The sequence below is a fragment of the Brevibacterium antiquum genome (assembly GCF_016107655.1).
In the GTDB taxonomy this organism is placed as follows: domain Bacteria; phylum Actinomycetota; class Actinomycetes; order Actinomycetales; family Brevibacteriaceae; genus Brevibacterium; species Brevibacterium antiquum.
The window spans coordinates 155,963-175,715 of record NZ_JABASX010000002.1 but is presented as its reverse complement, the minus strand read 5'-3'; the positions used below and the strand labels follow the sequence as shown (position 1 = coordinate 175,715).

Annotated in this window: 12 protein-coding genes; 2 read left to right on the top strand and 10 right to left on the bottom strand. The window is 61.7% G+C overall.

From position 1 onward, the window contains the following. Positions 1 to 19 precede the first annotated feature (19 nt). The 5 genes from JFC13_RS04100 to JFC13_RS04080 all read right to left on the bottom strand — a co-directional run bounded on the left by JFC13_RS04100 (position 20) and on the right by JFC13_RS04080 (position 10,925). A complete protein-coding gene (locus JFC13_RS04100; protein WP_198395838.1) occupies positions 20 to 2,704 on the bottom strand; it encodes a LuxR family transcriptional regulator in 2,685 nt (894 codons plus the stop codon). 241 nt (positions 2,705 to 2,945) lie between these two features. Beyond that, the gene (locus JFC13_RS04095; RefSeq protein WP_198395837.1) at positions 2,946 to 4,190 is read right to left on the bottom strand and encodes a type III PLP-dependent enzyme domain-containing protein; all 1,245 of its coding nucleotides are present in this window, start codon (positions 4,188 to 4,190) and stop codon (positions 2,946 to 2,948) included. A gap of 87 nt (positions 4,191 to 4,277) precedes the next feature. Continuing rightward, the gene (locus tag JFC13_RS04090; protein ID WP_198395836.1) at positions 4,278 to 5,342 is read right to left on the bottom strand and encodes an ATP-grasp domain-containing protein; all 1,065 of its coding nucleotides are present in this window, start codon (positions 5,340 to 5,342) and stop codon (positions 4,278 to 4,280) included. A gap of 301 nt (positions 5,343 to 5,643) precedes the next feature. After that, the gene (locus JFC13_RS19800; RefSeq protein WP_198395835.1) at positions 5,644 to 8,298 is read right to left on the bottom strand and encodes a LuxR C-terminal-related transcriptional regulator; all 2,655 of its coding nucleotides are present in this window, start codon (positions 8,296 to 8,298) and stop codon (positions 5,644 to 5,646) included. Further along, positions 8,295 to 10,925 carry a LuxR C-terminal-related transcriptional regulator gene (locus JFC13_RS04080; protein WP_332839329.1) on the bottom strand — a complete coding sequence of 877 codons (2,631 nt, stop codon included), beginning with the start codon at positions 10,923 to 10,925 and terminating at the stop codon, positions 8,295 to 8,297. The genes JFC13_RS19800 and JFC13_RS04080 overlap by 4 nt, the downstream gene beginning before the upstream one ends. A 655-nt stretch (positions 10,926 to 11,580) precedes the next feature. Here JFC13_RS04080 and JFC13_RS04075 point away from each other — a divergent pair. Then, positions 11,581 to 12,774, top strand: coding sequence for an acyl-CoA dehydrogenase family protein (locus JFC13_RS04075; protein WP_198395833.1), 1,194 nt, complete (start codon positions 11,581 to 11,583; stop codon positions 12,772 to 12,774). A gap of 41 nt (positions 12,775 to 12,815) precedes the next feature. Next, positions 12,816 to 13,964 carry an acyl-CoA dehydrogenase family protein gene (locus JFC13_RS04070; protein WP_198395832.1) on the top strand — a complete coding sequence of 383 codons (1,149 nt, stop codon included), beginning with the start codon at positions 12,816 to 12,818 and terminating at the stop codon, positions 13,962 to 13,964. A gap of 255 nt (positions 13,965 to 14,219) precedes the next feature. On the opposite strand, the gene JFC13_RS04065 is transcribed toward JFC13_RS04070, so the two are convergent. From JFC13_RS04065 to pyrE, 5 genes are all read right to left on the bottom strand, one after another. Continuing rightward, entirely contained in the window at positions 14,220 to 15,284 is a 1,065-nt protein-coding gene (locus tag JFC13_RS04065; protein WP_198395831.1) for an ATP-grasp domain-containing protein, read from the bottom strand. Between the two features lie 349 nt (positions 15,285 to 15,633). Next, a complete protein-coding gene (locus JFC13_RS04060; protein WP_198395830.1) occupies positions 15,634 to 16,263 on the bottom strand; it encodes a TrmH family RNA methyltransferase in 630 nt (209 codons plus the stop codon). Next, a complete protein-coding gene (locus JFC13_RS04055; protein ID WP_198395829.1) occupies positions 16,260 to 17,885 on the bottom strand; it encodes an ABC transporter permease in 1,626 nt (541 codons plus the stop codon). Before JFC13_RS04055 ends, JFC13_RS04060 begins: the two co-directional genes overlap by 4 nt. Then, positions 17,885 to 18,766 carry an ABC transporter ATP-binding protein gene (locus JFC13_RS04050; RefSeq protein ID WP_198395828.1) on the bottom strand — a complete coding sequence of 294 codons (882 nt, stop codon included), beginning with the start codon at positions 18,764 to 18,766 and terminating at the stop codon, positions 17,885 to 17,887. Before JFC13_RS04050 ends, JFC13_RS04055 begins: the two co-directional genes overlap by 1 nt. A gap of 167 nt (positions 18,767 to 18,933) precedes the next feature. Then, positions 18,934 to 19,500 carry an orotate phosphoribosyltransferase gene (pyrE, locus tag JFC13_RS04045; protein WP_198395827.1) on the bottom strand — a complete coding sequence of 189 codons (567 nt, stop codon included), beginning with the start codon at positions 19,498 to 19,500 and terminating at the stop codon, positions 18,934 to 18,936. Positions 19,501 to 19,753 lie beyond the last annotated feature (253 nt).

Here is a 19,753-nt window from a genome sequence, read left to right as displayed (position 1 = left end):
CCTGCGGTCGTCTTCGCGCTCAGGCCACGGGGGCGCCGGCACCATTCGCCAGCCGGGCGATGAGTCCGGTCCGAGACGTGACGTCCAACTTGCGGTACACAGAGGTCAGCCGAAGTTCAACCGTGCGCAGCGAGACGAATATCCGTAGGGCGATCTCCCGATTCTTCAGTCCTTCCCGCACCAGCTCGACGACTGCCCGCTCATCAGCGCTCAAACGTTCCAGCAGACTGTTTCGTGCCGGCTCCTCCCGAGCTGCTGTAATTTCGGGTCGGGCGACGGTGGCCAGATGGTCAGAACCGACTTCGCGAAAGATCCCTACCGCCAGGCTGGCTCGCTCTGCGGCACCTGCACGAGCACCAGAATCGGCAAGCCGTTCAGCCATCACCAGGAGTGTCACTCCCTTGTCGAATTGGGAGTCCCCAGGACGCCACGAGCCGAGCAGCCTGCCCATGGCTTCGATCCCCGCGTCTTCTGGGAGCAGAAGAATACGAGACCGCTCAAGTGCCAGTTCCGCCCAGCGCGACGGTGCCCTCTCGACTCTGCCGTGGAAGACACGAACCAGCATTCCCGCATGCTCTCGACGCCCTGTCGCGATCAGCGCCTCGATGAGATCAGGTTCGTAGCGAATGACATTGGGGTTGAGCTCGCTCAGAGCCAACTCTTCGCAGCGATGCAGATGGCGTACCGCCTCGGCGGCGAGCCCCATGCGCAGCAGGTAGTTGCCCTGCATCGCATTGAGCTCAGCCAGCAGACTGAAGTTCTGGGAGGCCATGGCATGCGCCGTCAGCGCAGCTTCCACTGTCTCCGCATCACTGGCACGTCCTTGCGCCAGAAGACTCCAGCACCGCAGCAGCAGCTGACGATCCCGCCGAATCATTCCACTGGCGGTGGCCTGAGACGCACACCTGTCGATGAGCGCGATGGCCAGACCGATTTCGCCTCGGCGAATCGCGACCTCGGCACGCACACACTTGGACTGTGTGTCCCAGATAGTCTCCCGTGCCCCACGCGCGTCCAGACAGTCCAACGTTGCGAGGGCCGCGCCGTAGTTCTCAGCCGCCATCAGACCCATGGACAGCAGAAGCAGACAGACCGGGTCTGAGACTTCACTGGAGTCGAGGTCCCGGAATTCCTCCACGGCACGGGCGTCATGGCCTCGTCCACATTCGAGCAGAACGTCCAAAGAACGGTGTAGGCGCAGCGATCGATCGTCGAAGTGAGCGCTCAGGCTGCTTGCATTGTCCAACAGCTCCTGCGCCTCGGCGGTTTCTCTCCTCAGCGCATGGCACAAGGCGATGACCAACTGCAGGTGGGCCACCTCGGCGGGCGCCGCAGCGACTTCGCTGCGACTCCACTGGTTGCGCAGACGCAACGGAACCGACTGGTGAACAAGGAATTCGGCCCACACACGCAGCATGCGAGCTCGAACGAGGACTCTGACGTCTGTGCTTCGAGCGGCGTAGGTGAGGTAGCGCAGTGCGAAGTCGATCTGCCCTCGGTCGATCAGCCGCGCAGCGAGATCGTTCAGCTGCGTGGAGACCGGTCCGAGTTCCATGCTGAGAGCGAGAGCTCGTTCGGCGAACTCGATTCCGGCCCAATCCAGCCCCTCCGAAACCAGCGCACAGGCATCGGAGAGCAGCTGGCATGGGGTCTCATCCGTGGCGTCGATGAACGACCGATGCCAGTGGTGAAGTTCGGGATAACCTTCCTCGCACCTCTGCGCGAGCAGCGAGTGCCCTGCCAGACGCTCATCGACGCTCAACGTCCGGTGCCTGCAGGCACGAGCCAGTTCCTCAGAGAAGCGGCAGTACACACCGTCTTTCTCGACGGCGCCCCGGAATTCGAGTTCCGAGAACCATTCCTGTGCTTCCCTCGACGCTCCGAGAACTGTGGGCCGCGGAGACAGCGGAGCCAAGGACATGAGGTCGAGCAGCGCATCGGCCTCTTCGCCGAGTCTGTTCTTGGCACCCAAGATCATCGCGTCAGCGTTCGGCTCCAGATGCAACGGCATGTCCAGTGCCTGCGATCCCTCCAACTGGTTCGAAGGAAGCCGTTCGAGCAGCTGACGCAGAGCAGACGGCCGACCCGAGGCGGTCCGCACTGCCGCAGCGGCGACTGCGGCGGTAACGCGTCCGGATGTCAGCTCTTCCGCCAACTCGTGCATTCGGATCTCGTCCAGATATCGCAGCTCCACGCTGGGGACTCCGGCCAGCGGACTGGTCGGAGACAGCGCACCGGTTGTGACTGCGATCTTCAGCCTGTGCCCTGCCATGCGTCGCAGCATGTGACTGAGGACGAGCTGCGAGGGCCGATCCATCTCATCGGCTGCCGGCACGATGACCAGAACGCCCTGTCCCGATTCCATGCTGCCGATCAGCCGGGTGACCTCGTCGGCAATCTCCCGCACCGATTCCGGGCTGTCGGAATTCTCTGCCTTCAGCCGACTCTCCAGCTCCGTCGATTCGAAGTCCCCGAGCTTGAGGGTGCGCAGCGAGGCGAGAACGATCTCCAAGCCCGCATAGGTCCGAGAGAACTCCGCCTGGCCGTTGGGAACTCGGATGATCGGGACGGTCGAATCAGCTTCCAATGCCATGAGCATCTCGTCACCGCCCAGGCCAGGTGGGCTGATGATCGCGGCCGCGCTGTGACGATCGAGCAGGTTGCGCAGCTGATCAAGCTCGCGACGGCGGATCAGCGTATGCATGATGTGTTCCGCTCAGTTCCTGATTCATCGTCGTTCCTCAGCTGCGCGCGCAGCGGCGTGTTGTTGTCCATGCCCTCATGATTCCGTCGTCGAGAGCACACAGACAGGTGGTCATGCCCGGACATATTCCGGTCAGTACTCAGTCACGATGGAGACAGCACTGGTTCCGCTACTCAGGCGAATTGAACGGCGGTGAGCGCAGTCTGGGCAACGTCTGAGGGCGCGATTGCGTTGCCGTGACCTATTCGGGCTGAGCGCCCGTGGGCTGCAGCTGTCCGCCTGTCCATATATTGCCCTGAAGGTAGTCCTCGACGTCACCTGCGCGTCGCACCAGCGTCAGATGATTCTCGTGGAGAACATAGACTGCCGGGGGAAACTCGATGAACGAGGAGCCGTACGACATGGTGTACGCACCAACTCTCCTGAAGACGATACGGTCTCCCTCGATGAGTTTCGGAGAATCCTTCAGCACCATCAGACGATCGTCCTCCATGCAGGTGAATCCGGCGATCACCTGCTCGGGGTGGTCCGTGTCCGCAGCAGCCTCGGTAACGATGTAGTAGGGGGCCTGCTTGCGGAAGAGCGGATCGATGTCGGTCCTGCTCACATTAGTGATGACGAAACGCCGCTGTCCGATGTCCTTGGTGTCGAGCACCTGCGCATGAAACTCCACAGGGGCTGCGATCACGGAACCTCCGGGTTCGATGACCAGCCGAGTTCGACTGAGATCGACTGCGCCCTCGAGTTCCGCGCGGATGCAGGAAATGTAGTCGTCGAACAGTGCAGTGTCATCGAGACTTCCGAAGAAGCCACCACCGATATCGATCCAGTCCAGCTCGAGATCGAACGTCGAGATGATCTCGCGGGCGACGCCGGCGGCCGCCTGATATACCTGCGGGCTGTTGCTTCGGGAATTCCGGTGCATGTGGAGGCCCGCAACACTGGCCCCGGCATCGGTCAACTGCACGATGGCTGCCTCGAATTCACCGTTGACGTAGTCGAAACCGAACCTGCTCATGTCTCCGACCACCGTACTCTGTCCGGGACACAATGCGTCGAGGTCCCAGTTGACCCTGAGCCCGACCCTCACATTCAGGCTGGGGTCCTCCGCTGCCAGCTCGGCTGCCCACCTGACTTCGCGCTTGGAGTCCAAGTTGGTGAGTGAGCCGTTGCGCAGGGCAGACCGCAGAACCGCTCGGCTCTTCACGGGACCGTTGTACACGATCTGCTCGGGCGTGTAGCCGACCGCGCATGCCAGCTTATATTCGGAGTCGGAGACGACTTCTGCCCAGACACCCTGCCGTTTCATATAGGACAGCAGCCAGGGCAGGGAGTTCGTTTTCACGGAGTATGACATGACAGAATTCGGCCAATGCTCTGCCAACGCATCCCGAAAGCGATTGACCAGAATATTCAACGCAGATTCGTCGATGACAAACGCCGGGGTCGGCGGGCCGGCGATCCGTGGATGTTCTATGGAGCTCATGGCTGCCTTCCTCATTGAGTTTAAACGTCTTCAACAATCTCGTCATTGCAGCAGTGCTCTCGCACATCGTCTATGCGAGTTTGACGTCTATGTGTGTTCCACCGCGGTGGACGAGTCGGAAATCTCCTGCGACCCACGGGCCGTCACCCGGGTTTCCTGATATTTGGCAGAGATGACTCCTGCCTCGTACTGATTCCATCCCTCGTCGATCGGGATCCCGAAGATCTGGCTCACGTAGTAGAGCGGAACGTCGGCACCTGCCAGATGGACGAACGGATATCCGCCGCCGAACCGAGGATTGATATCGATCACCGAAGCCCGGCCTTGATCGTCAAGGAACATGTCGACATCGATGAGGCCGGACAGTTCGGCGGCACGAGCGATCTTTCCCGAAGCTTCCCGGAACGGCCCGGGGTCAACTGTGACAGCTTTGTCGCTCTCGCCGGCGCGCATCCGCAGCTTGCGACGTGCGAACACCCCGGTGAGGGGGCCTGGGTCCAGCAGGCTGGAGACGATGTCGACACCGTATTCGCTGCCCGGCATCCTCGGCTGGACGACGACGTCGTCCCGGGGGTCCGTACGATCAGCACGCGGCGGAACACTCTTCGCAGAATTCACCACAGCCTCGTCGACATCACCTCCGGTCACCACCGCCAATCCGGAAGAACGACTGCCGAATCGGTGCTTCACCACGAATTCGCCGTTCTCCCCCACGTCTGTGAGAAGGTCCAGATCGCTCCCCTTCACCGTCTTCGGCGTCGGGACGTCAACGTCCTCGAGCATCTGCGCCATCCGGAGCTTGTCGGCGCAGCCGACCTGCCATGCGGCAGACACTCCGGGAACGAAAACGCCACGATCACGCAGTGCATCCGCTATTCCCGAGTTCACATGGAGTTGCATCAGCTCGAAGTCGTTCGCCGTCAGGAAGAGCCTCGGCTCGACCTCGTCAACCAGGCGCAGGACCTCCTCTCCATAGGCCGGGTCGGTGTATCTCGGCAGCAATCGGGTCTCGTCACCATAGGACGCAGCAGCGCTCGAAGCGTCATTCTCAGCGACGATGATTCGCCCGCTGAGCCCGAGTGTGTCGAACGCGGCGCGAAACCAATCAATGAGATAGAGACGTCGACCTGCTGAGCCAATCACAATCGTCACAGGTGCATCTGTCAATTCGCCCTCCTGAAATCGCCGTGCCGATCAATCGGAGTTACCGGACATTTATCCCGCACCGAAATGCATTGCTGTCACAATGACACGAATATTCACTCAGAATGACGCATTAAGTCCGGTTTCAGCGGTCAATGCAGATCATCCCGATGCCACCTCATAGTAGTTTCACTACGCCTACCTCATGAATGGAATTCGCCATCTTTGCGGTTTCCCGAAAACAGTCTGCGCACTGCGTCAGTCGACCGTGTTTCGACCGCATCAACCTGAGCTCATGAACGGTGTGAGGCTAGGAGTTCTCGGACTCCTGCTTTGCGGCTCCCACAGCCTCGATGTTCAGTCGTGCCAAAGCCTCGGCGACCTGATGACGCCGGGTGACACCGAGCTTTCGATACAGGCGATAGGCATGTCCTTCCACCGTCCTCACCGCGGCTCCGAGCAGAGCGGCTATCTCAGCGTTCGACATTCCCTTGACGAGGAAGCCGCAGATCTCTCGCTCCCGTTCCGTCAACTCCACGGACAGGTCGTAGGATCCTCGCGATAACGGTACGCTGCCGCGGTGGTGAAGGCGGTCCTTGGCCATCTGCACGCATCGTGCAGCGACGTCAGGGGCAGAGGATCGGTGGGCATCAGCGATCCTCAGCAGCGCCGCGGCGTCTTTCGTCCACAGCGCCTCCCCCACCGCCCCGAGGATTCGGAATGCTGGCCCCTCGCCCAATCCGGAGATACGGCGCATCTCCTCAATATCGACTTCCCCGAGGTGGCGGAACAGCAGAAAGCGGATCTGCGCGGACAGGCCGTATGCCTGGTCCCGTTCCGCATCGTCGAGCAGCTGCCGCAGCTGCCTCTCGGACTCCGGATCAGATGTCCGCAGCCACCGGGAGATGAGGGTGTACACCAGCGCGCGCCTGGACTCGAGGTGCAGACCAAAGCGCGCCAACCGGGCGAACCGAGCATCGAAACCCGCTGCCAAGTCCCTCTCGCCGCTGAGTGTGGCAACGTACTGTGCCACGCCCAGAGCCGCAGCCAGCAATGAAAGCTGCTCCCAGTATTCCAGGGCCTCGACACCGGCCCGAGCCGATCGCAATGCCGCGTCCAGGTTGCCTTCGAGCAGTGCAAGCTCTGCCGCCATCATGTCGCTGGTCCCGCTCTGAGACGCAATATGGGCGATATCGCTCGACTGCGGCATCTGCAGTGATCTCCGAGCGGCACTCAGATCGCCGTGCTCCATCAGCACCCGAGCGCCGAGCATTCTGAGCACCACGGTTCCCATCCCCAAGCCGGGGAGTTCGCGTTTCACCAGGGTCATAATTTCGTCCGCCTGCTCAATCCGCCCCTGCTCCAGCTCGAGAGATACGCAGACGACTAATGCCCCCAATCGGTACGCATCCGGCAGAGAGACGTCGAGCGCCTGCCGGTGCAGCAGCTCCCTGTTCGGCTGACCATGAGTGCTCACAACGGAATTCACGGTCTGCAGCAAGGCTCGCGCGGTCGCGTCGTCAAGACCCCCAGCGGCGAATCCCCTCGTCGTCTGATCCTGCCTCTTACCGTTGTGATGGCAGGTCTCATCCGTGGAGCAGTCTCGCTCCTGTGCAGCGACCCTGTCGAGAGCCGCTGGGAAGTCGGCGGCCTCAACTGCCACCGACTTGTGGGTGACCTGGCGGTTGGCCCAGAGCACTGCCGCGGTGATGACGAGTTCCGGACAGCACGCCTTATGCAGACAATAGGCAAGCAGGTCCAGGCCCAGCGCCACCTGCCCGACGTTGCAATAGAGACTCGCCAGCTCGTAGAGTTCGTGAGCGCTCAGCCGATCAGTCGGAACATCGGACATGATTCGCAGAGCTCGATGCCAGTCACCTGTCTCGATCGCGGTTATCGCAGCATCGATGACCTGCCGTTCGTCCACGTCAACCCCACATCCCAGTGCCCATTCCGTTCTGAGCATCTGAGACCTTCGACTGGGATGGCCCGGGTAGTCGCGGACTATGCCGTACCACCTCCGGCTGCGGCCGATCGGGGCGCTGTATCGAATCGTCTCCGACGAGTGATGCTCGCGTGCAACGTAGACTCGGGCGGTGTCTCCGAGGATGCGCAGCTCACCGCCGTCGACCAGGCGGTCTGCTGCTGGCCCGAGTCCGATCGAGAGCATCAGATCGATGTCGATCTCACCGGCCATGACGACAAGTTCGAGAGCTTCCTTCTCCTCCGTCGAATGCTGGTCGAGATCGATGCGGGCGAAATCGCGTGCCCGTACATCGAAATCGATGTCGAGTCCGTCAAGCAACAGCACACCATTCCGCGACAGCAGGCGGTTCTTCCTCCGGCAGTATTCGAGGAGCTCCAGCAGCTTGCCGGGATTGCGCCCCGAGTGAAAATCGACGATGTCGAGCACGCCCTGTGCGGCGATCCCGTCGAAACTGTATTCGACTGCGTTACGCAGGTCCTCCTGAGCGAGCGGCTCCAGCACCATCTGCGTCAGCGCCTGTTCGTCTACCAGGTCAGCGAACGGCCAGAACCCTTCGACCACGGAGTGGCGAGTCATCGCCACCAGTTTGATCGTGCCGTTGGCCGCGAGCTGTGTGAGCATGCGGAGACTGTGCTCATCGAGATAGTGAGCGTCGTCGACGAATACAGCCGGCACCTGGGAATTCCCCGTCACCGCCGATATGACTCGCCCTGGCAGACCACCTGGGTCATCGAGGTCGACGATCATCGCGAAGACTCCGAACGGAATTTCACTGAGCACACGATCGGCGCGCAGCCAGTGCTCCTGCCCACCTCGGCGCCGATGCACCTCCCTCGCCAAACATGTCTTCCCCATGCCGATATCGCCTTCGATGAGGATGCCGACCATCGACGAATCACTCAGCGATTCCTCAATGATTCGAAGCTCGTCCACGCGACCGAAGAGCGGCGGGCGACTGAACGCCCGTTGACGTGTCACGCCAGACTCCGTGCGATCTGCTTGAGTTCTTGACGGTCGCTCACGTGCAGACGTCGATAGAGTCGGCCGAGGTGCCATTCCACCGTACGCACCGAAAGATGCAGTCGAGCCCCGAGCTCCGAGTTGCTGGCTCCCTCCGCCACACCGTTCACCAGCTGCTTCTCCATCGCGGTGAGTATCTCCGACAGATTCGCACCGCCAGCATCGAAGGTGATCGCGCGCAGACTCGAGTCCAATAAGATCCGAGCATGTTTGACAGCGGCAGAATCGTGGTTCCGCACAGCTCTGTCACGTGCCGATCGTGCCAGATCAGCGCCCATCACGACAGCACCGAAGCTCAGCGCTTCATCTGCGGCTTTGATCTCTGCACCGTCGTCTTCTCCGAGGCAGGCCTTGGCGACTGCAGACGCCAAACGCCCAAGATCGCCGTCCACGTTCTCAGCCTCATCGATCAGATTCAGCTGCGCCGCTGGACTGCCGTGCCGGCTCGCCTCCATCCAGGCGTAGACAGCCAGAGTGTGGGCCCCACGCTCCGCAGCCTCCGCACCAAGGCCGTACATCTCGTCTGCGATCTTTGCAGGATTGGTCAGCGCCTCGGCCTCGAGCTCGAGCAGGTCGGTAAGGAAGTCAAGGCACCAATCGTAATCGGCTCTGGGAACTCCGCGCGTCGGTTCCGTGCCATCAGCGACATTGCTGCCGCCGGACCGTTCGCCCCTGCGAATCCGCTCGCCCCTGCGAAGGTGGGTCGTCCGATCGCCCGACACCGGTGTCGTTGCACGCCGAGTCGAAGTTTCACGCATCCGCAGAAGCCCCTCGGCCAGGCGGAGGGCAGCCTGCATGAGAGCACGGTTGTCCTCACGCTCGGTCGCATCGGCCAAGGCCTTGTCCAGAGTCTGCTGCGCTCGAGTGATGTGTCCGGTCCACAAATCGACAAGTGCTGTGACGGAGGCCGAGTCAGCCTGCAGGGGAACCAGTCGCCGTAAGGTCGTACGAGCACGGTCCCAGTCTCCGGCCAAATAGCGACCCATAAAGATCTGCGGCACCGAGTCCTCCACCTCAAAGCTGGTGGTATCCGGCAGACTGAACATCATTTCGGCCTGAGCCAGGTACTCGAGCCCCCGCTCGATTCGGCCACACATTATTTCAACCTGGCCCAGAAGCGAGCATGCACGCTGTCGGTGCCGGGGCAGACAGTCGCGATCGCGGAAGACGCGCTCGGACAGTTTCCGCCCCTCCTCCAAACGCCCGCCGCGCACCTCGAACTGGGCTCGGGTGACATCCAAGCGGCCGGTGTCGACAGTGCTCTTCAGCCGATCACGAACCCATTCGGTGCGCAGAGTGTGCGGTTCACGCGGATCGGTCAATCTCAGCTCAAGGCACGCCAGTCGGGAGAGATATCTGTCCGATCCCTGACTCGCCTGGGGCGAGGAGACCAGTCGATCGACGATCAGCTCTGCCTCCACGGTGTCCCCTCGACCGCGTTCTGCACGCGCCAGCTCGAGGTGGATCTCGGGGTCCTCAGATTTCGAATCACGCAGCACGTCGATCGCGCCAGCGAAGTCTCCCCGTTCATTCGCCCACATGGCAGCACCGAGAACCTTGACCGAGTCCACTGGGACGCCCCAGTCCTGCGTCCATCTCACCTGCCCGAACAGCGAAGCTCCAACGAGGGGAGTCGTCTCCAGAACAGGTGTGATGTCCCTGAGCAGCTGCAGGCCCTGCGAGGGCTGAACGCTGTCACGCAGGTGCTGAGCGACCGCAGGTTCGACCACAGCCACCTCGGCGCGCCTGCCTCTGGTGATGCTGATGATTCCGCGTTCCTCCAGACTGTCGAGGAGCTCCGGCTCATACATGCTTCGCAGTGCTTCATAGGGCAGCGCCCCAGCCATGGCGATCATTTCGAGAATCCGCTTCTGAGCCGGCAGCACATTCCACAGTGCCCGATGGTCGCCCCCACGCCGGGAAGCGACTTTAGTGGTTCTGCCGACAATGAGTTTTCTCAGCATCCGGGGGTTGCCCCGGGACCTCTCCCGGTAAGCGGCGATCCTCCTATCATCGAGCTCATACCCCAGCTCCCGAGCAACGGCTGCGATGGCCGGTCCGTCAAGGCCCTCAAGATCCGTGCGCGCGACCTTGCCAGCTGTCCAGAGGGCCGCCAGCAGATCAACCGGAGGCCTGATCGTCTCCGCCGCTGCCACAAGCTTGATCCGACCAGCGGCAGCCAATTGGGAGACGATCGATAGGGAATGCTCATCGACCCGATCAGCATTGTCGATGATCACAACAGGAGTGCGCTCTCGCTCGAATATCCGACTGATGATCGACAGCGCGGCGCCAGGCGCGATCTCGTGGCTCGCCTCGACTTCACACGAGAGCAGAACTTCGAAGATGCCCAGATTCCTGGAAGCGATCAGGTTTGAGCCGCGGAAACGGAATACGGGCACCTCCGGGTCCACATTCGCAGCAACCGCATTGATGACAGTGGTCTTGCCCATTCCCGAGGCACCGATGACCAGCGAACCATAGACATCGGGTTTCGCCAGGTTTCTGGTGATCTCCGCGACCTGTGCCTGACTGCCGCTGTTGACAGCACTCATCGATGGACGTAGGGCGGTATCCGATTTCACTTCGACACGCTCGCTCGCTCGAGTATCGTTCCTCGAGCGGCCGACTGCGTCGATGCGTGCTTGCAGCGCTGCAGGCACGCCACAGTAGCAGCCGGGTGCACAACGGCGCTGAGGCGACTGCTCCGGACCAGAGGAACCGACTGACGATGGCGCACACTCCCGCCGAAACGGCGGAGAGTCTCACACAATTCGACATTGAATGTGCGAGGTTCTTGGGACACGAGATTCATCCCGTTCACTTCTCTCAAAGAGCGCATTTCGAGTGTGCTTTGGTGGAATCGCTCGATTATGCGACAAACCGGTTGTTCTTGATTAGCTAATCGCTCCCGATAAACGGGGCGGTACTCATTCGATTCTAGATCTGCTTCGTGATCAACTGGACCTCCAGCACCGCAATGTTAAGGAGTTGTAACATTCCAGACGATCGAATGTCACAGAAAGGCACGACTTCAGGGATGTCCGATAACAGGCACGAAGATCCCGCCCGAACCGCACCACTCTGACTCTCGCCTCGAACGACTGGATCATCGATGACGACCGCACGGTGTGATCTTCCGCGGCCATCGGTCGCGCTCACCCCTTACCCCACTTGTGAGCCCGAACACCGAACCGTACTATTGGAGCTAAGTTACCGAACGATCAATCAGGAGTTTTCATGGACACCTTGCTGAATGCAGAGGAGCGCGAGTTCGCTCAGAAGATGCGTCAGTTCTATCGCACGGAGATCCCCGAGGAGCTGCGCTTCAAGGTCGCCACCGGCCAGGAGCTGACCAAGGAGGACATGGTCACTTCGCAGCGGATCCTCAATCAGCACGGTTTCGCCGTACCCAACTGGCCCGTCGAATGGGGCGGCCAGGACTGGACTCCTGTACAGCGTCACATCTGGCTTGAAGAGATGCAGCTGGCCTGCGTTCCACAGCCGCTGCCCTTCAACGTCTCCATGGTCGGCCCGGTCATCGCGACCTTCGGCAGCCAGGAGATCAAGGAGCGCTTCCTTCCGGCCACCGCCAATATCGACATCTGGTGGTCACAGGGCTTCTCCGAACCCGATGCCGGCTCTGACCTCGCATCGCTGAAGACCTCCGCGGTCCGTGACGGCGACAAGTACATCGTCAACGGACAGAAGACGTGGACGACCCTGGGCCAGTACGGCGACTGGATGTTCAACCTGGTCCGCACCGATCCGAATGTGAAGAAGCAGGCCGGCATCTCGTTCCTGCTCATCGACATGAAGACGCCCGGAGTCACGGTTCGCCCGATCCAGCTCATCGACGGCGGCCATGAGGTCAACGAAGTCTTCTTCGACAATGTCGAGGTTCCCGTCGAGAACCTCGTCGGCGAAGAGAACAAGGGATGGACCTACGCGAAGTTCCTGCTCGGTAATGAGCGAACAGGCATCGCCCGGATCGGCGGCTCGAAGGTTAACCTGGCCCGTGCCAAGGCTTACGCTGCGGTCACGAAGACGGCACGCGGCACCTTGCTCGACGATCCGCTGTTCTCCGCCCGCCTAACTCGGATCGAAGCCGAGCTCACCGCGCTCGAGATGACCCAGTTGCGGATCCTCTCGACTCAGGCCGCCGGATCTGACAAGCCGGATCCACGCTCCTCCGTGCTCAAGCTCAAGGGCTCACAGCTGCAGGAAGACATCAGCGAGCTGCTCGTCGACGTCCTCGGTCCCCAGGGCCTGGACTTCGTCACCGACCGCGCTCAGGGCGAGGGACTCTCGGACCTTCCGCTCGGAGCAGTCGACGCCCTTCCCGCGTACTTCAACACCCGCAAGGTCACCATCTACGGCGGCTCGTCCGAGGTGCAGCGCGGAATCATCTCGAAAGCACTGCTTGGTCTCTGAGGTCTCTCTGCGACCCCAGAACACTTAAGAAGAGGACAACAATGGATCTTGAACTCAACGACATTCAGCAAGAACTCGCCAGCACCCTGAACAAGTACCTGCGCAGCGAGTACGACACCCAAGCCCGCGAAGCCATTCTGCACAGCGAAGAGGGCATCTCCCGCGAGAAGTGGGAGGCGTTCGCAGAGATGGGCCTGCTCGGCCTGGCAATCCCGGAGAACTACGGTGGAGCAGAAATGACCTTCGCCGAGGTTGCTGTGGTCTTGGAAGCCTTCGGCCGTTCACTCGTGCTCGAGCCGTTCCTGGCCACAGCAGTGCTGGGTGCCAACGCGATCGCCGCCGCCGGCAGCGAAGAGCAGAAGCAGGAGATCCTGCCCTCCGTGTGCGAAGGCCAGACCTTCCTCGCATTTGCGGCACTCGAGCCCGGCCTGCGCTACGCGGTCGATGCTCCGTCCACCACCGCCTCGGCGGGCGCTGACGGTGCCTTCACGATCAGTGGCGAGAAGAACGGCGTGCTCGGCGGCGACGTCGCCGACCAGTTCATCGTCACAGCCTCGGAGAATGGCGAACTCGGATTGTTCCTGGTCGCTGCGACGGCAACCGGAGTCTCCCGCGTCACTCACCGTCAGGCCGACGGCCAGGGAAGCGCCAGCGTGAAGTTCGACAACGCACCGGCCCAGCGCCTCGGTGCTGCCGATGCACATGCTGTCGTCGCTGAGCTGCTCGACACTGCGAACGCTGCGATCATGGCCGAAGCAGTCGGTGTCATGGAAGCCTCGCTGACCATGACCGCCGAGTACCTCAAGACCCGTGAGCAGTTCGGTGCCCCGATCGGTGCGAACCAGGCCCTGCAGCACCGTGCTGCCGACCTCTACGCGGACCTCGAGTATGCGCGCAGCATGGCCCTGTACTCACGTCTTGCTGTCACCAACGAGGAAGCCGGCTCCGAGAAGGACCGCCACCGTGATGTCATCGCTGCCAAGATCATCATCGATCAGTCGGCTCGCACCATCAGCCAGGAGTCGATTCAGATGCACGGCGGAATCGGCATGACGATGGAGTACCCGATCGGTCATTACGCAAAGCGCCTGACCGTCATCTCGCGCACCTTCGACGATGCCGATTCGCTGACTGCCGAGCTGGCAGAGATCGGTGGGCTCATCGAGCCCCAGGCGGCCGACCTGAACTGAGGCTGGCCGACGAGCTCAGATGAGCCAGCGATAGAGCGCCGGGGACTGCATTGCGACTGTATCCCCGGCGCTCGTTCTATTCTCAGTGAGAACTGAGTCGCACTGGTTTAGCTGCCAAAGCGCGGCCGATGACCACCAGTGCTGCCAGAGCAGGGCGCTCTTTGTCTCGGTTAGGTCCACTAGCAGATCTGCCGACGCTGACGGAGATGCGATTTACTCGAACCCGGCTCAGAAGTCAGCTTGCTGCAGTGCAGTTCAGCGGCTCCCTACGGGCATGTCCACGTCTTCGTGCACCACTGTAAAGTCTTCTCGTCGTGCAGTCGTGACCCCGAAACGGTATGTCAACAATGATGGTTCGTCTTCCAAACCAGCGAGAGTCCTGACTATTGCCGCCGGGAGGTCAGCCCCGGCACGATGGCAATAGGGATAGCCTCCGCCAAGACGGGGGTTGATGTCGATGATGTCTGGACGACCTTCCGCAGTTTCACGAAAATCCACATCGATGGGCCCGATCGGTTTGAGAAGATCGCCCAGGCCCGACATTGCCGGTACGAACCTGTCTGCTGAAACAGTGGTCGCAATATCCGTGTCGCCGTCCCGCATAACGTCTTTGCGCCGGGCGAGAACTCCGAGCAAGCTTCCGCTCCCGTCGAGTGAGAACATTCCGTCGATGCCGTATTCGGTCCCGGGCAACAGCTCTTGTACGACGACGTTGTCGACCTTCCCGCCGTCCAACGTGCCATGCTTTCCAATTGCTGTTCTGGCGGACTCGGTCACGGCTTCCTCGAGATCGCAGCCTGAGGCGACTTGCAAGCCTCTAGACCCGCTCCCGAAGCGATGCTTCACGACGAACCGACCTTGCGGCCGTTCGCCTTTGACCAACGTTGCGTGGCTGCCAAGGTGAGTGATGGGTGTGGCCAGGCCGTGTTCAGCGAGAACCGCAGCCATGCGGTATTTGTCGAGTACGACTGACTGGGCGAATGGGGATAGAGCGGCGACCTTGCAGCCAAGTTCCCGCAGCTCATCGGCTAATCCATCGGACATAATCTGATTCTCGTAGTCGTTGAGCGACAGAAAAAGGTCGGGCCGCTCGGCGCGTACCCAATCTCGAATGAAATCGCTGTAGTCGGGGCTGTTATAGGCCGGAGCAACCATGTTTCTGTTCGCGAGTCCGAACGTCGGGCTGGTAGTTCGATACTCCATCGCGATGATCTCTCCGCTGATTCCCTGAGAACTCAAAGCACTGCGAAACCACTCAATGTAGTGGGCACGGCGACCTGCTGAGGCGATGACGATTTTTAGTGGACGAGCAGCATGCATAAGTTCTCCTTCGCAAGAGTGTCAGTGCACTGACGGCACTGGAACTGGGCTATTTGGACCGCCTTTCAGCCAGGGTCATCTGAACGTATCACTTGGTTGTGGAACTCGGCTCGCGAACTTGAGATTGGGACTCAGAACTTTGACGCCTGACCCAATGACAATGCGAAACCGTCGGATGGAATTCTGGGTGGTGGTGTTCCAGCACGACGCGGCTTGAGCACGTGAAGTAGAACGGTTGGTAAGTTCGTCGCGATCCAAGCGCCCGGATCGAGACGAACTTACCAACTGTTGGGAGCAGTCTCGCCGACAGAGGCATCGCAGCGCTGCGATGCTGTCCGCAGCAACCGATTCAGTCCACCGGCTGGTCGTAGACGTGGCGGCGGACCCAGGAGTGCATGGTGATCGCCGCAGCGGCGGCCGCGTTCATCGACCGGGTCGAACCGTACTGTGCGATCGACAGCACCGCTGTGCTCGCCTGGTGCGCTTCCTCGCTCAGGCCCGGCCCCTCCTGCCCGAAGAGCAGCAGGCTGCGTCGCGGCAGGTCATAGGTCTCCAACGGCACCGAGTCCGGGAAGTTGTCGATTCCGATCAGCGGTACGGAATTGTCGGTGCACCACTGCAGGAGGTCGTCGATGCTCGGGTGGTGGATGATGTGCTGATACCGGTCGGTGACCATCGCCCCACGCCGATTCCACCGCCGCCTGCCCACGATGTGCACCGCGGCGGCGTTGAAGGCGTTGGCCGTCCTGACGACCGACCCGATGTTGAGGTCGTGCTGCCAGTTCTCCACACCGACATGGAATTCGTGCCGTGTCGTGTCGAGATCGGCGACGATCGCATCGAGCTTCCAGTAGCGGTATCTGTCGACGACATTGCGACGGTCGCCCTCAGCCAGCAGCTCGGGATCAAAGTGCTCAGACACAGGCCAGGGGCCGGTCCACGGACCGACCCCTACCTGTGGCGTGCTGTCTTCAGTCACTTCTTGTCATCGGTTTCATCCGTTGACTCATCAACCTTCGTCTTCTTCGCCGAGGTGTCGTCGGCGTCCGAGTCGATCCCGTCGTCCGAGACGGAGTCAGAGTCTGAGTCGGAGTCAGAGTCTGCATCAATGTCCGATTCCGCGGCAACGTCCTGAGAACCAGCCTTCTTGCCGGCTGAGCCGACGGAGACCTTCTGCGCACGCTTGCTCATCTTCACGGTCTTGCCGCCGCGTCCTCCGCCGGTGAGCACCGCGCGAACGTAGGCGCTGCTGGCCAAGGAGTGGATGATGAGGGCGACCAGGGCGGCAATGGCTGCGGCGACGAGGCCCTCCCACCATGCGGGTGGGCTGCCGAAGAAACGTCCGGCAATTCCCAGCGGCGAGGTGAACGGAGTCCACGACAGCACCTTGGCAGCTGTTCCCGATGCTCCCACGATGACGGGTGCGATGAAGCCAGCCACGGTGATGACGCCGATGATCGAGACGAAGGTCTTGCGCGCCTTGCTGCCGGACACCGTCGATGCCCAGACGAGGAGCGCGTAGATCGCCCACGCAGTGAACAGCAGCGTCAGTGCGAACCAGCCCAGGCCGGGCAGCATGGCGAACGCCAGTGAGGTCTTGCCTGTGATGGAGAGTCCTAGTTCGGCCACAACGATCGCGACGACAAGGTGGACAGCTGTCAGAGACAGCATGCCCGTGATCCGACCCGACGCCGAGGCGCGAGGGGGGATCGTGGCGGCGATGATCTCGGTGATCCGATTGCGCTTCTCCAGGCGCAGGTTCTGATAGAGCGCGGTGCCGAGTGTGGCCACCACGAGCAGTGCGAACACTGCCATGGCCCACAGCAGCGGAGTGGCGACCTCGTCGCCGACCGCCGGCGAGTTCAGCAGAGTGGCCTCAGTCTTCGGTGCCAGCTTCTCCAGCAGCGCCTCGGGCTGTTCGTCCAAGGCGATGATCGTCGGCTGTGCCTGTCCGCTGGGGTCCTGGATGAAGGCCGCGTCGACCTTGCCTTCCTTGACCAGCTTCTCTGCGGTTTGAGCGTCCTTGGCGTCGGTGATCTTCACGCCCAGCTGCTGCTCGTACATGGCAGCCTGCTCACCCACACCGACCATAGCCATGCTCGGAGTACCCGACTTCGAGTCTGATCCAGCGACGACGCCCGAGATGATCGCAGCAAGGATTCCGAGCACGATGACTGCACCGGTGACCAGGAAGAACGGACTGCGCAATGCGGTCGTACTCTCCCGGTTCGATACCAGCCAGGCGGCCTGACGCCTGTTCACGTCGACGAACTCGGAGACCAGACCGGTCTCGGGAAGTTCATCGGCCGATGGCCGGTCCTCGGCAAGTTCGAACGGAACCTCGTCGAGCCCGTCGTCGGCAGCCACTGCGTCAGCATCGTCGGCAGCCACTGCGGGCTTCGCGCCCTTGGCCTTTTTCGCCGACTTCGCGGTCTCGGCCGACTTCGCGCCTGTGCCCTGTGTTGAGTCTGCATCGTTGTCGGTCACCGCGACGTCGTCGCCGACGGGTGTGCCCAGATCATCGATGTTCTCTCCCGCAGTGCCCTTCGACACCTGCGGCTCCGGGGTGTCCCCGTCCTGGCCTTCGTCCTTGCCTGCCATCACAAAGCCTCCTTGTACTGCTCGGCCAATGTCGGGCGAACACTCTCGAAACTCTTCACACCATTCAGTGCTGCCACGGTCTGCGCGGCCGAGCCTGCATCGGCTGCCCGGAAGCTGACGATGTTGTCTGCGGAATCGAGCACCGCAACCTCGCTGATGCCCGCGCGGCTCTCCAATGTCTTGGCGGCCGCCTCGGCGTCGGCAAGCTCCACACGGTACTTCACGTCCGAGCGCAGCTCTTCCACGCTGCCGGACACGCTGGTCCGGCCCTGGCTGAGGACGATGACATCGTCGGCGTGGGTCTGCGCGGCCTCCCAATTGTCGGTGGCCAGGATGACGGGCACCCCGGAGGCGGCGTGGGCGCGCAGGAGAGACATCACAAGTTCGGTTGACTGTGAGTCGAGACCGGAGAAGGCATCGTCGATGACGACGACATCGGGGTCGGCGGCCAGTGTCGCTGCGATGTCGACGCGGGCGATCTCCGTGCCGCTGAGGTTCTTCAGCGGTGCATACCCGCGATCGGCGAGCTCGAGGCGCGAGAGCAGAGTCAGCGCATTGCGCTCTGCGGCACCGAGCGTGATGCCGTGCAGACGCGCCAGGTAGACGATCTGATCGATCACACGCATGTTCGGGTAGCCGCCGCGCTCGGCGGGCAGATATCCGAAGTTCTGACGATCGCCGAAGTCGAGCTCGAAGTCCTCGAGCTTGACGGTGCCCTCATCGGGCGAGATCAGCCCCATGATGACGCGAACCAGCTCGGTCCGGCCGGCCGAACGGGTTCCGACGATTGCAGTGATCCGGCCTGCCTGTGCGGTGAAACTCACCTCGTCGAGATAAGTTCGCTTTCCCTTGCGCAGGGAAACCTCTTTCAGTGTGAGCACGCGTCATCCTTACTTTTCCTGAAGCAGTACTGTGGGAGTGTCTCATCTATCGTGTTGAATCGACCACGATGTTTCAAACCAGGACCCCGATTACGACAGAATTGCCAGTCGAGTCCCAGCTGGTGATCGACGGGTGGAGATCCACCCGTGAAGCTCCGAGAAACGTCTCAATCCAACCCAAGATCGCTTGTCGTCAACGCCGTGAGATACGGAATGCCTGTTGCCTCGACGCGCTCCTTGGCGCCCGTGTCCCGGTCCATGACCACAGCCACGGCCACCACCTCGGCGCCGGCCTCTTTGAGGGCTTCGACCGCGGTGAGCACGGAACCGCCAGTGGTCGAGGTGTCCTCGACGGCGACGACCCGCTTGCCCTTGACGTCTGGGCCCTCAACTCGACGAGACATCCCGTGCTTCTTCGCCTCCTTGCGAACGACGAACGAATCCACCGGAGTGCCGCGAACCACTGAGCGGTGCATGACGGCGGTTCCGACCGGATCGGCACCCATCGTCAGCCCGCCCACGGCGTCGACTTTGTCGAGCAGCCCCTCGGCGGCCAGGAGATCGAGCACCACATCACCGATCAGTGGTGCGGAGCGATGGTCGAGAGTGACCCTGCGCAGATCCAGATAGTAGTCAGCTTCCCTGCCAGATGAGAGGGTCACCTTGCCACGAACAACAGCGAGTTCGTCGATGAGGTCGAGCAACTGTCGGCGGGTGTCTGCACTATCGGTCATGCCCCCAAGTCTAAACGGCCAGTGCCGTTGCGCAGACCAGGGCCGTCACACACGCCCAGGGCCTCTTCACATCGAGGCTGTCACGGGCTCCCACGCCTCCCATCAGAGGGCCTCCCCCGCCGAGGTGGTCGCGAATCTCCGGCTGCCCACGCCGAGGTGGTGGTGAGCTCTGGCTGCCCCCGCCGAGGTGGTGATGGGGATCACGGCATTCGAATCGAATCCGTACGTGAGGTTTCCACCGAGCGAACGTCTG

Coding starts and splice junctions, on each gene's coding strand:
- JFC13_RS04100 (WP_198395838.1), bottom strand. CDS start 2,704: ATGCATACGCTGATCCGCCGTCGCGAGCTTGATCAGCTGCGCAACCTG.
- JFC13_RS04095 (WP_198395837.1), bottom strand. CDS start 4,190: ATGAGCTCCATAGAACATCCACGGATCGCCGGCCCGCCGACCCCGGCG.
- JFC13_RS04075 (WP_198395833.1), top strand. CDS start 11,581: ATGGACACCTTGCTGAATGCAGAGGAGCGCGAGTTCGCTCAGAAGATG.
- JFC13_RS04070 (WP_198395832.1), top strand. CDS start 12,816: ATGGATCTTGAACTCAACGACATTCAGCAAGAACTCGCCAGCACCCTG.
- JFC13_RS04065 (WP_198395831.1), bottom strand. CDS start 15,284: ATGCATGCTGCTCGTCCACTAAAAATCGTCATCGCCTCAGCAGGTCGC.
- JFC13_RS04055 (WP_198395829.1), bottom strand. CDS start 17,885: ATGGCAGGCAAGGACGAAGGCCAGGACGGGGACACCCCGGAGCCGCAG.
- pyrE (WP_198395827.1), bottom strand. CDS start 19,500: ATGACCGATAGTGCAGACACCCGCCGACAGTTGCTCGACCTCATCGAC.